Annotated in this window: 12 protein-coding genes; 9 read left to right on the top strand and 3 right to left on the bottom strand. The window is 62.2% G+C overall.

Translation table 11 applies throughout. The features are described from left to right. Window positions 1-306 precede the first annotated feature (306 nt). A complete protein-coding gene (locus IEX57_RS00560; protein WP_188701261.1) occupies window positions 307-498 on the top strand; it encodes a hypothetical protein in 192 nt (63 codons plus the stop codon). Window positions 499-511: 13 nt separating this feature from the next. On the opposite strand, the gene IEX57_RS00555 is transcribed toward IEX57_RS00560, so the two are convergent. After that, the gene (locus tag IEX57_RS00555; RefSeq protein ID WP_188701260.1) at window positions 512-1,378 is read right to left on the bottom strand and encodes a helix-turn-helix domain-containing protein; all 867 of its coding nucleotides are present in this window, start codon (window positions 1,376-1,378) and stop codon (window positions 512-514) included. A 182-nt stretch (window positions 1,379-1,560) separates the two neighbouring features. Here IEX57_RS00555 and IEX57_RS00550 point away from each other — a divergent pair, with 182 nt between their 5' ends. Together IEX57_RS00550 and IEX57_RS00545 are read left to right on the top strand one after the other, a co-directional pair. Then, the gene (locus IEX57_RS00550; RefSeq protein ID WP_188701259.1) at window positions 1,561-2,454 is read left to right on the top strand and encodes an NmrA family NAD(P)-binding protein; all 894 of its coding nucleotides are present in this window, start codon (window positions 1,561-1,563) and stop codon (window positions 2,452-2,454) included. A 135-nt stretch (window positions 2,455-2,589) separates the two neighbouring features. Continuing rightward, on the top strand, window positions 2,590-4,086 hold the full coding sequence (locus IEX57_RS00545; protein WP_188701258.1) for a serine hydrolase domain-containing protein: 1,497 nt from the start codon (window positions 2,590-2,592) through the stop codon (window positions 4,084-4,086). A 36-nt stretch (window positions 4,087-4,122) separates the two neighbouring features. On the opposite strand, the gene IEX57_RS00540 is transcribed toward IEX57_RS00545, so the two are convergent. Next, entirely contained in the window at window positions 4,123-5,661 is a 1,539-nt protein-coding gene (locus IEX57_RS00540) for a hypothetical protein (RefSeq protein WP_188701257.1), read from the bottom strand. Between the two features lie 217 nt (window positions 5,662-5,878). Here IEX57_RS00540 and IEX57_RS00535 point away from each other — a divergent pair, with 217 nt between their 5' ends. From IEX57_RS00535 to IEX57_RS00525, 3 genes are all read left to right on the top strand, one after another. After that, window positions 5,879-6,205, top strand: coding sequence for a hypothetical protein (locus IEX57_RS00535; protein WP_188701256.1), 327 nt, complete (start codon window positions 5,879-5,881; stop codon window positions 6,203-6,205). 106 nt (window positions 6,206-6,311) lie between these two features. Beyond that, window positions 6,312-7,415 (top strand): linear amide C-N hydrolase, encoded by a 1,104-nt coding sequence (locus tag IEX57_RS00530; protein WP_188701255.1) that lies wholly within the window; start codon window positions 6,312-6,314, stop codon window positions 7,413-7,415. A gap of 92 nt (window positions 7,416-7,507) precedes the next feature. Beyond that, window positions 7,508-7,927 (top strand): VOC family protein, encoded by a 420-nt coding sequence (locus IEX57_RS00525; protein WP_188701253.1) that lies wholly within the window; start codon window positions 7,508-7,510, stop codon window positions 7,925-7,927. A gap of 3 nt (window positions 7,928-7,930) precedes the next feature. Here the strand turns inward: IEX57_RS00525 and IEX57_RS00520 are convergent, their stop codons facing one another. Beyond that, on the bottom strand, window positions 7,931-10,012 hold the full coding sequence (locus IEX57_RS00520) for a putative bifunctional diguanylate cyclase/phosphodiesterase (RefSeq protein WP_188701250.1): 2,082 nt from the start codon (window positions 10,010-10,012) through the stop codon (window positions 7,931-7,933). Between the two features lie 267 nt (window positions 10,013-10,279). On the opposite strand from IEX57_RS00520, the gene IEX57_RS00515 reads away from it, so the two are divergent. From IEX57_RS00515 to IEX57_RS00505, 3 genes are all read left to right on the top strand, one after another. Further along, a complete protein-coding gene (locus IEX57_RS00515; RefSeq protein ID WP_188701248.1) occupies window positions 10,280-10,708 on the top strand; it encodes a YciI family protein in 429 nt (142 codons plus the stop codon). A 60-nt stretch (window positions 10,709-10,768) separates the two neighbouring features. Then, window positions 10,769-12,061, top strand: coding sequence for an RNA polymerase sigma factor (locus IEX57_RS00510; protein ID WP_188701246.1), 1,293 nt, complete (start codon window positions 10,769-10,771; stop codon window positions 12,059-12,061). 214 nt (window positions 12,062-12,275) lie between these two features. After that, complete coding sequence (locus tag IEX57_RS00505) at window positions 12,276-13,892, top strand: methyl-accepting chemotaxis protein (RefSeq protein WP_188701244.1); 1,617 nt, start codon at window positions 12,276-12,278, stop codon at window positions 13,890-13,892. Window positions 13,893-13,913: the final 21 nt, after the last annotated feature.

Genomic DNA, 13,913 nt, shown 5'->3' with positions numbered 1-13,913 from the left:
GCATTTCATTACGCTTAGCCAGCACAGTTGCAGAATGTTGCATGTAAACAGCATGAGACAGGGCAGCCGCGAAATCACCGGAATTCATCAGTCAGAAATGCCCGGTGAGCAAAGCACCGGGCGGGGCGATGATACCCGGCTGGCATAGCGCTGGACAACTTGTCCGGCCTGCACTGAGGCCACCGCGCGACGCCAAACTGTCATCTTTCCCTGCGCTGCACGGCTTTTCCTGCGCGCCGCGGCCGCCCCTTGCGGGCAGGATGATCCGCCAGCACGCCCTTTTTTCTGGCTGATCACAGGACACCCATGCCCGCCTGCCCGATGCTGTTGCCCTCATTGCCGGGGTGCGCCGCTCGCACGCCCGCGCCCGCCCCGCTGCCCCGTTCCGGCTGCGTTCTGAAGACCCTGACCGGTGTGTGTCGGCTGATGGGCGCGACAGAGCTGGCGGCGATCCTGGAGGCGCTGCCGGCCAGCAATGAAGACTTTGGCTTGTTCTGAGGCGGGACCGGGTTTAATCGCGTGTGCGCAACAGATCACGCGGAGAGACGCCCAGCAGACGGTTCATCCAGTGGGCCATGTGGCTTTGGTGGGCAAAGCCGGCATCCAGCGCAATCTGGCTGGCCGGCAAGGCGCTGTGCAACAACAGATCACGGGCGCGCTCAACCCGCCTTTGCACGATATAACGGTGCACCGGCTGGCCCAGCGTGGTTTTGAACAGCACCTTGAAATGCGGCACGCTCAGATCAACCAGCGCGGCCAGTTCTGCCAGCGTCAGGCGCTCGGCCAGATGGCTTTCGATGTAATCCACCACGCGCGCCGCCGTGCGCGGCGTCAAGGCGTAGCGCCGCTGCTGCAATGAGGGAACATCCCCCAGCAAGCGCACCACCATGGCCGCACACAGGCTCTCGGCAAACAAGGGGTCGGATGCCTCGCTGGCTTGCAGTTCTGCCTGCAGCGCCCAGGCCAGATGCTGCAGGCGCGCATCACGCAATTGCAGTTGCGCCCGCAGCGGCGGTGCGGCGTGGCACGTCAGTTGCTCGCTGGTGGCGCGCACAAACTCGTCGCTCATCCACACCCGCAAGATGGTGCAATCGCCATCATCGGTCCAGACCCCATCAACCCCGGCCGGGATGACATCTGCATCGCCATGCGCCTGGATGCGGGCATGCCGGCGACCATCGCACACACAATTGGCGCGGACCGGTGCGCCGACGTGGATACCCACCCGGTGCTGCGCCGTGCCGGCAATACGATGCGTGCCCTGCCCGATGCCCACCAGCGCCGCGCCAAAACCCTGCCAGCCCAGTCCCTCGCTGCTTTGCAGGGGAACAGCGGTACCAGCGGCAACAGCAAACGGCGGCGTAACAACGGTATTCATGACGTGTCCTGTTCAGACTGCATAAATCGATGGCGTGCGGCCAGTGTACCTGGCGCGGGGCACGGGCCGGCGCAGCAGCGCGAAACAATCATCCTCTTCTGCGCCGCGTAATCCAGACCCGCGCATCAGTTGGCCGCCCGCGCCTTAGGATGTGCCCATCCCCCACCGCCAGGAGAGACCTCATGTTTGTCATTTTTGGTGCCACCGGCAAGGTCGGCCAGACCACTGCCCGCACGCTGCGCCAGGCCGGTTTGCCGGTGCGCGCTGTTGTGCGTGATCCGGCGCAGGCGGCCGGCCTGAAACAACTGGGTTGCGAGCTGATCCAGGCGGACCTGCTCGACAGCGCCGCCGTCGCCACGGCCATCAAAGGCGCTTATGCCGTGCAGATGCTCTGCCCCATGGTGCCCAACCATGATCCACAAGCCACCAGTACCATGCGCCGCATGATCGCCACCGCTGCCACGGCACTGGCTGAACACCCACCCGCACTCGTACTCGGGCTTTCTGACTATGGCGCAGAACTGGATCAGGGCACCGGCATCACGCTGTTGTTTCATGAACTGGAGCAAGCCCTCAAACCGGTGCAGAGCCGGCTGATCCTGCTGCGTTCGGCCGAGCACCTGCAGAACTGGTCGCGCATGTTGCCGGTGGCGCTGGGAACAGGCGTGTTGCCAAGTTTGCATTCACCGGTAGACCGCCCTTTTCCGACGGTCTCGGCGCATGACGTGGGTCTGGCTGCAGCCAGCCTGTTGCAGCAGGATCGCTCCGGCCACGCAACGCGCATCATCAGCATGGAGGGCCCGCAGCGGGTCAGCGTGCAGGATGTGGCAGACACGCTGGCCGACCTGCTGGGCAAACCGGTCAAGCCCTGGGCCATGCCGCGTGAGGAATGGGCGGCACGCCTGAGCGGGATTGGCTACAGCGCCGATAACGCCCAATTGCTGATTGATCTGTACGACACCCATAACGCCGGCGGCATTGAGGCCGAGGCCGGCAGTGAGCGCCTGTATGGCGAAAGCCCGTTGCGCACCGTGCTGGCCGGGCTGCTGGCGCAGGCGAGCACACCGGCCCGGTAAGACACACTTATTTGCATACAAGCATCATCAAACCAAAGACAGCTTGTCGACAGATACGTAGCTGGATAGAGTTTCCTCCCGCCCGCAGCCACGATGCTGCGGGTGGTACACAACAAAAAATACAGAGGAAACGACATGAAACGAAACCCCTGGCCGGCCCGCCTGGCGCTGCTGGCTTGCCTGCTGGCCAGCCCTGGCCATGCGGCACCGCTGCCCACCGCCACGCCTGAATCGCAAGGGCTGGATTCCGGCAAGCTCATCAAGATGCTGGACTACCTGCAGACCACCGGCTTTAACACCGACAGCGTCGTTCTGGCCCGTCATGGCAAGGTGGTGCTGGAAGCCTACGCCGCGCCCTATCACGCCGGCATACCGCATCAGATCAACTCGGCCACCAAAAGCGTGATCGCAACCCTGGCCGGCATGGCCATTGCCGATGGCAAATTGAGTCTGGATGACACCATCGCCAAGGTGCTGCCTGAATACGCCGGCCTGCCCACGGCGCAGAACGTGACACTGCGCCGGTTATTGCAGATGGATTCCGGCGTGAACTGGAACGAGTGGCCCGGCGGCAGCGATCCGGGTGTGATGATGCAAAGCCCGGAGCCCGTGAAAACCTTCCTGCAGCATGCGGTTAACCCGGAAGAAATCGGCCGCTTTAACTACAACAGCGGTGGCTCGCACCTGATCGGCATCATGGTGGCCCGCGCCGAAGGCAAGCCGCTGGCACAATTTGCCCAGGAACGGCTGTTCACCCCGCTGGGTTTTGGCCAGTTTGCCTGGCAACGCGATCTGAACGGCGCCCCATGGGGCGGCCGCGGTTTGTATCTGCAGCCGCAAGACCTGCTGCGTCTGGGCGAGTTGTACCGCCAGCAGGGGCAATGGCAAGGTCAGCAATTACTGCCGGCCAGCTGGGTGGATTACGTCACCAGCCCGCTCTTGCCTATCTACCCGGATACCCCCAGAGACCAGTATTACGGCGCGCAATGGTGGGTGAAGCAAGACCGCTCTTCTTATATGGCGGCGGGCTGGGGCGGGCAACATGTGATCGTGTTTCCGAAGGACGACATCACGCTGGCGCTGACGTCGCGCCGCAATGACTGGAGCGGCAACCAGAGTATCCAACTGGACGCCAACGCCCTGCTGACGTATTTCCTGCGTACCGACAAAGCCGTGTTGCCGGATAACCCTGCCGCCAGCCAGGCATTGCAGCAACGCATTTTGCAGATGGCAGACAATCCGGCCGGCCAGGTGACGCATTCCCCGCTGGAACAGAAAATTTCCGGCAAGGCCATTGAGGTCAACAATCCACGTTCCGATGCAGACCAATGGCGGCTGGAATTCACAGGTGATGAGGTGCGGGTGAGTTACAGCCCGCGTGCGTTCAACCGGCCGACCGTGCATTACACCGTCGGGCTGGATGGCGCCTGGCGCACCATTGGCCAGGGCGCCAATGACACAGCGCCCACTGCGGCCCGGGCCACCTGGCAAGATCCGCAGACGTTTGTGCTGACCATCACGCCGCTGGCCGAGTTTTATATCCAGACTTTTGTCATGAAATTCAGCGGCAAGCACGTCAAGATCAGCCAGCCAGGCTGGGAAGGCGATACTGACGCCACCCTGCGCGACTGAACCGGGCCGGCCTGATCAGCTACACGTCGTGGCCGGTCAGGCCGCGTCGGCGTCACTCAGCACTGACGTCAGCAGCACCAGGTTATGCACCTTGCGCAGATTGGGGTCGGTATCGCCCAGATGCTTGTTCTGGTCTGGCGTGCCATCCAGCGGGCTCTGGTTCAGCAGGTTGAGCAAATCAAGCACGCGCGATTGATGCGTTGGCACGGTCTGGTCTTTGGTGATCTGGTTCTTCTCTACCTTGATTTCATGCAGATTCTGATTGGCCGACTGGTTCAGCGTGGCGCTGGTCAGCTGGCCGTCTTGCATGGCGACATCGGCGCGGCTTTGCGCACTGTCGTTGATGACGTCGTAGTAGTAATTCTGGGAGTCCGGGTCTGTCGTCAGGCGTAGCTCCTGGCCTGGCTTGAGCGGGCGGTGAAAAGCCGCGACCAGCGTCATTTTCTGCGTCTGGGTAATGCTGTGATCGTCCGCCGTCTTGCCTTTGAAGACGGTGCTTTGCGAGACATTCCACTCAAACTTGTCCACCTCGCCCGGCCGCAGCGGATTGGGGTGGGTCGGCGTATCGGTAATCGAGCCCGTGTAATCGGCCAGGCCAGTCAGCATGGCGTGTTCACGATCATTCAGTGGCAGGTTCAGCCCGGCCGTATCCAGCGCGCTGGCCTTGCTGTTGAAGGTGGTGAAGGCGTCCTTGAACAGGCTGACGAGGGTGGCATTGCCCTGGCCGCGTTTGGCGGCGGCATCCAGTTGCGCCATCAGGTTGGCCACCGCCGCGGCCCGTTGCCCGGCGGTGCCCTGCAAGGCCGGGTTGCCCGCGTTGACGCTTAACTGCATCTTGCCCTGCGTCATGCTCACATTAACCGAACTGACTTGTTTATCCAGATGCACGCTGGCACTGGTCGGCACCACCGATTGATTGTTCAGGCTGGCATCCAGATCAACCGAACTGAGCTGCCGCGTATCAAACCCGGCCAGCCCCGCCAGATCAAGTCTGGGCGGTTCCTGGGTCAGGCCGTCGATCGCGCTCTGGAAACTGTCTGCCAGGCCGGCGATGGCACCGCGTTCTTCGTCGGTCAGGCTGGCATCGCTGTGGACCTTGATATCCATGCCACTGGTCATGCTGGTGATACTCAGCGTCACCAGCGTGCCGCTACGCGTCTTGATGCGCAAAGACACATCGCCATGCAGGCTGGCGGTCAGGCTGGGCGAGCCGCCGGTACGTTGCACGCTCTGGCTGTAGTTGCCATTGCCGCTGCTGAATTTCTCCAGCAGCGCGGCGCCCAGCCCGCTGAAGCGGGCGCTGAGGGTGTTGGCCTGGAACTGCTTGCCCATCATCACCGACACCGGGTCTTGCACCGTGCTGCGCCATTGCAGCTGCGCCGTATCGGCCAGCAACCCCTGGGCGGAATACACCCGCGCGCTGGTCTCGCTCTGGCTATTGGCCGCGCCCAGATTCACCACAACGGAAGGCGCTGATGACGGGGTCTGCGCCGCCTGCCCGTCAGTGCGCACCGTGCTGGCCAGCGCGGTCTGGTCGGGCAAAAGACTGACGGAAACAGGCGCGATGACGGTCATGAGCAAGGTCCGGAAAACACAATGGGCGGGCAATCAGACAGGACAGATACAGAGAGATACATACGGCATACATGCTATCGGCAAGCCATGGTTTTTCTTGATCAGGCCGCGCCTCAACGCCCCGGCGAACCAATACCCGCCCTGGGAAAAGGGTTGAATAATCAGCAATTTGCACCGTAACATGGCACCTCTGCCGTTTATCTTGCCTTGCTGCTTCATGTCTCATCTGGTCGATTACATCAACGCCATGCACGGCGCCCGCGCCACCGCAAAGATCGTGCACACCGAAACCACGATGGAAAGCTGGCTGGATGACGGCTATGAAGTCACCCGCCAGGACATCACCTGCACTTTTGATAACGGCGTGGTCATCCGCCGCCAGCTGGAACAAGACCAGTTCCCCACTGATCTGGCCTGCGCCGAATGCTGGATCAGCTACGAAGTGCTGCAACAACCCGCCAGCCAGAGCGCCGTGACGCCGGCCCGCATCAGCTTTGATAACGCCTGCCGCGAGCAATTCTGGCGGCGCTATTTCAGCGCCTGAACGCCCCGCCGCAGCCAGTCCCTGATCCGGCAAGGGCCGCAGCCTTGGTCTAAGCTCAGAAACGGCGCCACCCGCGCCGTCCTGCCTGATGCCCCCTGGAGACCCCATGCGCCTGCCCGCCCCTACCCCCCTTTTGCGCCGCGTTCTGAGTGTTGTGTGCGCCACCCTGCTGGCCTTGCCGGTCGGTACGGTCGATGCCTGCACCCGCGTGCTGTATGTTGGCGCAGATCATCAGGTCATCACTGGCCGCAATATGGACTGGTCAGAAGACATGCGCTCCAACGTCTGGGTGTTTCCGGCCGGCATGCAGCGCGACGGCCGCGCCGGCCCGCGCACGCCCCGCTGGACCTCAAAATACGGCAGCGTGATTGTCTCGGGCTATGAGATTGGCAGTGTCGATGGCATGAACGAGCGCGGGCTCGTGGCCAACGCGCTCTATCTGGCGGAAACCGATTACGGCAAGCCGGACCCGGCGCGCGTACCGATGTCGATCAGCCTGTGGGCGCAATACGCGCTGGATAACTTCGCCACCGTCAATGAAGCCGTGGCCGTGCTGGAAAAAGAACCGTTCCAGATCATCGCCCCGCCCTTGCCCAACGGCAAACCGCTGACCATCCACCTTTCGCTGTCTGACGCGGATGGCGACTCGGCCATTCTGGAATACCTGGACGGCAAGCTGGTCATCCACCACGGCAAGCCGTACACGATCATGACCAACTCGCCCATTTACAGCGAACAACTGGCGCTGGATACCTATTGGCGCGGCGTGGGCGGGCTGACGTTCCTGCCTGGCACCAACCGCGCGGCAGACCGCTTTGTGCGCGCCTCTTTCTTGCTGGACGCCATCCCCAGGCAGATCGACCCCAATTACATTGTGGGCGTGCCGCAGCAGTCCTACGCCTATCAGGCCGTGGCCAGCGTGATGAGCGTAATGCGTTCGGTCAGCGTGCCGCTGGGTATCTCTACCCCGGATCAGCCCAATTTGTCGTCCACCATCTGGCGCACCGTGGCCGACCAGAAAAACCGCGTGTACTACTTTGATTCGGCCACGCGCCCGGACACCTTCTGGGTGGACATGCACAAGCTGGACCTCAAGCCCGGCGCGCCGGTACGCAAGCTCATCATCGACGCCGGCCAGGTGTTCTCGGGCGAGACCTCCAGCCAGTTTGTGACGGTGAAACCATTTGAATTCATGCCGGCCAGGGTCTGACCGGCCGGCAGGGTTTGCCCTTGTTGCCGTCCTGCGCATGGCCGGCCCTGGCCTGCGCTAAGCTGGGCTGATCTTTTACCGTGGGTGATCCCGTGCGTTCCAGACTCAACCTGATCTTGCTTGGCGTAGCCAACGTCGCGCACGCCGTGGCGTTTTACGAGGCCCTGGGCTGGCGGCTGGCCGCGACCAGTCATGCAGGCTTTGCCAAGTTTGATCTGGGCGGTGTGGTGCTGGGTTTGCTGCCGCGTGAACAGATGGCACAAGACGCGGGCAGCCCGGACGCCGCCGGGTACGGCTTTGGCGGGATGGCGCTGGCCTATGTGGCACGGCACCCGGATGAAGTTGCCGACACGCTGGCAGCAGCGCAGGCGGCTGGCGGCGTGTTGGTCAAACCGGCCACCCGCAACGCCTGGGGCATTGCCGGGTATTTCAAAGACCCGGACGGCCATTTGTTTGAAGTGGTATATGAAGACGGCTGGGTGTTCGACCCGCAGGACAATCTGGTGGTGTAACGCTCAGGCGGCTTGTTGCAGATACGCCGTCGCCTCGGCCACCGGCATGGGGCGGGCAAACAGGTAACCCTGGAAGAAATCGCAATCGCGCGCCAGCAATGCATCGCGCTGCGGCGCGGTTTCCACGCCCTCGGCCACCACTTGCAGGCCCAGCATGTGGGCCAGTGCGATCACGCCGGCACACAGATCGGCATCGGCAGCGTCCTGATCAATATTCTGGATAAAACTGCGATCCAGCTTGAGCGCCGACACCGGCAGCCGTTTCAGATACGCCATGGATGAATAACCCGTGCCGAAGTCATCAATCGACAAGCTCACGCCCAGCGCACGCAAGGCTTGCAGATTGGCGATGGCTTGCTCGGGGTCGGACATCATCATCGACTCGGTGATTTCCAGTTCAAGCTGATCCGGGCCGATGCCGTAACGGCGCATCTGTTCAGCCACGCGCGCGGCAAGGCCGGCGTCGTTCAACTGCACAACAGACAGATTCACCGCCAGCTTCATGCCGGTCAGCCCGGCGCCATGCCAGGTCTGCAACTGGCGGCAGGCGGTGGCGATAACCCAGTCGCCAATCTGCACGATCAGTTCCAGTTGCTCCGCCAGCGGGATAAACAACACCGGCGGGACCATTTCCTGCCCGCCGCGATGCCAGCGCAACAAGGCTTCTGCCCCCGCCACCTTGCCGCTGCGCGCGTCGATCTTGGGCTGGTAGTACAACTCGAACTCTTGCTTGTCTTGCGCCGCCCGCAGATCACGTTCCAGCGACAAGCGCGCGGCCACTGCGGCGCCCAGTTCGGCAGAGTAAAACCGGAAGCGGCCGCGCCCTTTTTCCTTGGCGTCAAACATGGCGGCTTCAGCGCGGGCCACCAGTTGGTCGGCGCTCAAAGCATCGGCCGGATACACGCTGATGCCCATGCCCGCCGTCAGTTGAAACAACTGCGGCCCCAGCCGCACCGGTTGCTCCAGCAAATGCTGCACTTGCATGGCAATGCGGCGCAGGCCTTCGCTATCGCTAAACCCGGTCACCGCCAGGGCAAATTCATTGCCGGCCAGCCTGGCGGTGGGGCCAGGCAACCAGGAACAGTCGTCAATGCGGGCGGCAACTTCTTTAAGCACCTCATCGCCCGCGGCATGACCGACGCTGTTATTCAGATATTTGAACTGGTCCAGATCAAACAGCAGCACGGCCAGCGGCTGGTGCGGCATGGCCTCGATCCGGCTGGCCAGCAAGCGCTCGAACTGCGCACGGTTGGGCAGTCCGGTGAGCGTGTCGGTGGTGCGGTGTTGCTCCATGCCGCGCTTGAGTTGCAGCAGTTCGGTAATGTCGGAAGAAAACCCGATCAGCGCGGGTGGTTGGCCCGGCAATTTGAGCGGCATTTTCACCGACCAGAAATGCCGCGCGGCACCTTCGGTATCGACAATGATTTCTTCGGCCGAGGCGCGCTCGCCACTGTGCAGCACGGCCTGATCCATACCGGCCAGGCGGGTGGCTTCGTCGGTCGGCAGCAATTCCAGGTCGGTATGGCCGATCACGTCATCAGGCCCGCGCCCGTACAGCGTCAACACCTTGGCATTGGCGTAGAGATAACGGCCGGCGTGGTCTTTCAGATAGATATAAGCATCCACATTGGAGAGCACGGCGTTGAGCATCTCGCTGTGGTCAATGTCGTCCTGGGTTTGCCGCTGGCGGTGCGTGATGTCGGTGGCAATGCCGCACATGCCGGTCACACTGCCGGCCGCGTCACAGATCGGCACCTTGACCACCCAGAACACGCGCGGGGTGTCTTCGCCCACCAGGTAGACTTCTTCGCGTTCGTGGATTTCCTCAGCCTGCTTCAGCACGCGGGCGTCGTTCAGCGTCTGGTTCGGGCTGCGTTGCAGATCAAAAAAACAGGTGTCGTCACGGCCCAGCAAGTCTGCCAGCGGACGGCGGAACAGCGTGCACACTGCCTGGTTGGCAAACAGGTACTGCCCCTGCAGGTTCTTGATGAAAAAATACGCCCCGACCCCGTCGAACAAGGTGCGCAGTTCCATGTTTTCAAGTTGCAGCAAGGAGCCGGACGTGGCGAGGGACGGCGTGGACATCGGTAGACTCGATCTGGTGCAGACATGGGCTTGTAACCGTTATAACCTGGCATTGGCAAGCAGGCGCGGCGGCACTGGGCAAATGCGCGACAGCAGTCAGCAGCGCGGCGCAAGATGGGCTAACCTGCCCGTTCAGAGGGCCGTTCATGCCCATGCAGACTTTTTTTGATGTTCGTGTCGATTTTGCCAGGGCTGGTTCGTCGTACTGGTAGATGCCCGCGTTTGGGTCTTGTTGCGGCGTCCCAACCTCAATCAAGGAGTTACATCATGCGTTTCATGGTCATTGTCAGATCTACCAAAGAGTCCGAAGCAGGCGTGCCGCCGGATGAAGCCACCCTCACCGCCATGGGCAAATACAACGAGGAACTGGTCAAGGCCGGTGTGATGCTGGCCGGCGAAGGCTTGCAACCCAGTGCCAAAGGCGCGCGCGTGCGTTTTTCCGGCAAGGATCGCACCGTGATTGACGGCCCGTTTGCCGAAACCAAAGAACTGATCGCCGGCTTCTGGATCATGCAGACCAAATCGCTGGAAGAATGTATTGAATGGGTCAAGCGCTCGCCCAACCCGTTCCACACCGAAAGCGATATCGAAATCCGCCAGATTTTTGAAGCCGAAGACTTTGGCGATGAATTCACCCCCGAAGCACGTGAATCTGAAGCGCGCCTGCGTGAGCAACTGGCCAACCAGGGCCACTAAGCGCCCCCGGCAGATGGCCTGCGAACGCGGGCCATCTGCCCTGATCACGGAAAACCCGCTGTGAGCCAGCTTGCCACCCACAAGGCCATTGAAGCGGTCTGGTATATTGAATCTGCCCGCATTATCGGCGCGCTGACCCGCATGCTGCGCGATGTCGGTCTGGCCGAAGAACTGGCGCAAGACGCACTGGTCAGCGCGCTGGAAACCTGGCCGCAAACCGGCGTGCCCGACAACCCCGCGGCCTGGTTGATGACTGCGGCCAGACACCGGGCGCTTGATCGCCTGCGTCATCACAAACTGCAACTGGCCCGGCATGAAGCGTTTGGCCGGGACCGCCAGATTGAACAGGAACTGGCCGGGATCGACCCGCTGGCCGCGCTGGATGACCCGGTCGGCGACGACGTCTTGCGTCTGTTGTTCATTGCCTGTCACCCGGTACTGCCGCCCGAAGGCCGCGTGGCGCTGACGCTGCGGCTGCTGGGTGGTTTATCCACCGATGAAATCGCCCGCGCCTTTCTGGTGCCAGAGCCCACCATTGCCCAGCGCATTGTGCGCGCCAAACGCACCTTGTCTGCCGCGCAAGTGCCGTTTGAAGTACCGCAAAAACAAGACTTGCCCGAGCGCCTGGGCTCTGTGCTGGCGGTGATCTACCTGATCTTCAACGAAGGCTACGCCGCCACCGCTGGCGATGACTGGATGCGCCCCGCGCTGTGTGATGAAGCCTTGCGCCTGGGCCGGATTCTGGCGGCGCTGGCGGGGGATGAATCGGAGGTACACGGCCTCGTGGCGCTGATGGAAATCCAGGCCTCACGCGCGCGGGCCCGCACCGATGCCCACGGCCGGCCCGTGTTGCTGCTGGAACAAAACCGGGCGCGCTGGGATCACCTGTTGATCCAGCGCGGGCTGGCCGCCCTTGAGCGCGCCCGCGCGCTGGGTGGCCTGCTCGGCCCCTACGCCTTGCAAGCCGGTATTGCCGCCTGCCACGCCCGCGCCTGCACTGCCGAGGCCACTGACTGGCAAGAGATTTGCGCCCTGTACGACGCCCTGGCCCAGGTGTCACCCTCGCCCGTGGTGGAACTGAACCGTGCCGTCGCGGTATGCATGGCGTTCGGGCCCGAGGCCGGCCTTGCCGCTGTCGACGCCCTGCTGAACGAACCCGCCCTGCGCCAGTACCACCTCTTGCCCGCGGTGCGTGCCGACTTTCTGTTCCGGCTAGGGCGTTTTGAAGAGGCCGGCGCGGCATTTGAACGCGCCGCCGCCATGACCCGCAACCTGCCCGAACGCACCTTGCTGCTGGCCCGCGCCCAGAGCTGCCAAAGCCAATTGTTGTCGAAACCTGACACCATTGGCTAAAACGGGCAAGCCGCATTATTACCTTCTATTCCTTTGCCAGACTCGATTTGGAGCGTTTTTCAATCCCCCTGATTACGGTTATATTGCAACTCACTTGCTTAAGCACGGAGCAAGACATCACCGCGAATTATGCTAAAAGTGCTACAAAGCAGCAGTTGGCACCGCGTCATCAGAACTGCGGGCCAGCCAGACAAGCCAAACAGGGGATTTTGAAATGACTTTGAAGAAGAAGGCCTGGGGCCTGACTGTCGTCGTACTGGTGTTTTTGCTGGGTATGGCGTTGGTCAGCCTGTATGTACTGCGCAATGCCAGTGACCAGGATAATCGCTCCCGCATCAACCAGCTCGTAAAAACAACCTACAACACCATCGTGCAGCTGGAAAACGCCAGCGCCAGCGGCAAAATGAGCGAGGCTGATGCCAAAGCACTGGCCGCCCACATTCTGAGCGAAAACAAGTACCACAAGAGCGAATACGTTTACGTCACGGATGACAAACTGGTGTTCGTGGCCACACCGCTGGACCCGCAACTGGTCGGCACCAGCTTTAACGACTTCAAGGATTCCAAAGGCGGCAGTGTCGGCGCCATTGCAGCTGCCGCGCTGGAGAAGTCTGGCGGCGCACTGACCGAATACTGGTGGGACAGCAAGCGCGACGGCAAAGTAGTTGATCTCTTGTCCGTCGCAGTGCGCACGCCCAAATGGGGCTGGGTTGTCGGTAGCGGTATCAGCTTTGCCGAAACCAATGCGCGTTTCTGGGATAACGCACAGTGGCAGGTGATCACTTGCCTGATCCTCGCAACCATCATCGGCGCCATCCTGATCATTGCCGTACGCGGCCTGACCGGCACGCTGGGCGGCGAGCCTGATGAAGTGGTGAAACTGGTGTCCCGCGTCGCCGCCGGTGATCTGACCAGCAACCAGCGCATCAACGCGCCCTCCCGCAGCATCCTGGGTGAAGTCGAGCGCATGCGCCAGTCGCTGAGCAGCGTGATGTCCGGCATCCAGACCGATGCCCGGCAGCTGGAACACCACGCCTCGTCCATTGCCGGCGCCAGCCGCGAGATCTCCATTGCAGCCGGCCGCCAGACTGATTCGACCTCATCCATGGCCGCGGCGATGGAAGAGCTGACCGTCAGCATCAACCATATTTCTGATAACACCGGCGACGCGGAACAGACCTCGCGCATGGCAACAGAACTGGCCGCCGAGGGCGTAACGCAGGTGAACGAGGCCTCCAGCGCCATGGGCAATATCGCCGCCAGCGTGTCGCGCGCGTCGGGTCAGATCCGCAATCTGGATGCCAAATCCCGCGAGATTTCCAGTATTGCCGCCGTGATCAAGGAAATTGCCGGCCAGACCAATTTGCTGGCCCTCAACGCCGCCATCGAAGCCGCCCGCGCCGGCGAACAAGGCCGTGGCTTTGCGGTGGTGGCCGACGAGGTACGCAAACTGGCCGAACGCACCAGCAGCGCCACGGTGGATATCGAAAAAATGCTGGCCGATGTACAGACCGAGACCGACTCGGTCGTGGCCGTCATGGATGAAGCCTTGCCGCAGGTTGAGCATGGCGTGCAAGTGGCGCATCACGTGGCAGAATCGCTCGGCCGCATTCACGGCGGCGCCGAAGCCACGCTGGGCCGCCTGAACGAAATGGCCAGCGCCACCCGTGAACAAAGCGAAGCCAGCAACAGCATCGCCGGCCGCGTGGAAGACATCAGCCGCATGGTGGAAGAAACCACCGCCTCAATCCACCGCGCGACCGACACCGCCGGCGAGATCGAAAACGTCGCAGCCCGCCTGAACCAGATGGTGGGCAAGTTCCGCCTGTAACCAGGCCGGATCAGGCATCAC

The sequence above is a fragment of the Silvimonas iriomotensis genome, from assembly GCF_014645535.1.
Taxonomy (GTDB): domain Bacteria; phylum Pseudomonadota; class Gammaproteobacteria; order Burkholderiales; family Chitinibacteraceae; genus Silvimonas; species Silvimonas iriomotensis.
This window is presented reverse-complemented; position numbering and strand designations above follow the sequence as displayed.

Excerpts from the sequence above, each read along its gene's own strand:
- IEX57_RS00560 (WP_188701261.1), top strand. The coding sequence starts at position 307 with ATGCCCGCCTGCCCGATGCTGTTGCCCTCATTGCCGGGGTGCGCCGCT.
- IEX57_RS00555 (WP_188701260.1), bottom strand. The coding sequence starts at position 1,378 with ATGAATACCGTTGTTACGCCGCCGTTTGCTGTTGCCGCTGGTACCGCT.
- IEX57_RS00550 (WP_188701259.1), top strand. The coding sequence starts at position 1,561 with ATGTTTGTCATTTTTGGTGCCACCGGCAAGGTCGGCCAGACCACTGCC.
- IEX57_RS00545 (WP_188701258.1), top strand. The coding sequence starts at position 2,590 with ATGAAACGAAACCCCTGGCCGGCCCGCCTGGCGCTGCTGGCTTGCCTG.
- IEX57_RS00540 (WP_188701257.1), bottom strand. The coding sequence starts at position 5,661 with ATGACCGTCATCGCGCCTGTTTCCGTCAGTCTTTTGCCCGACCAGACC.
- IEX57_RS00535 (WP_188701256.1), top strand. The coding sequence starts at position 5,879 with ATGTCTCATCTGGTCGATTACATCAACGCCATGCACGGCGCCCGCGCC.
- IEX57_RS00530 (WP_188701255.1), top strand. The coding sequence starts at position 6,312 with ATGCGCCTGCCCGCCCCTACCCCCCTTTTGCGCCGCGTTCTGAGTGTT.
- IEX57_RS00520 (WP_188701250.1), bottom strand. The coding sequence starts at position 10,012 with ATGTCCACGCCGTCCCTCGCCACGTCCGGCTCCTTGCTGCAACTTGAA.
- IEX57_RS00515 (WP_188701248.1), top strand. The coding sequence starts at position 10,280 with ATGCGTTTCATGGTCATTGTCAGATCTACCAAAGAGTCCGAAGCAGGC.
- IEX57_RS00505 (WP_188701244.1), top strand. The coding sequence starts at position 12,276 with ATGACTTTGAAGAAGAAGGCCTGGGGCCTGACTGTCGTCGTACTGGTG.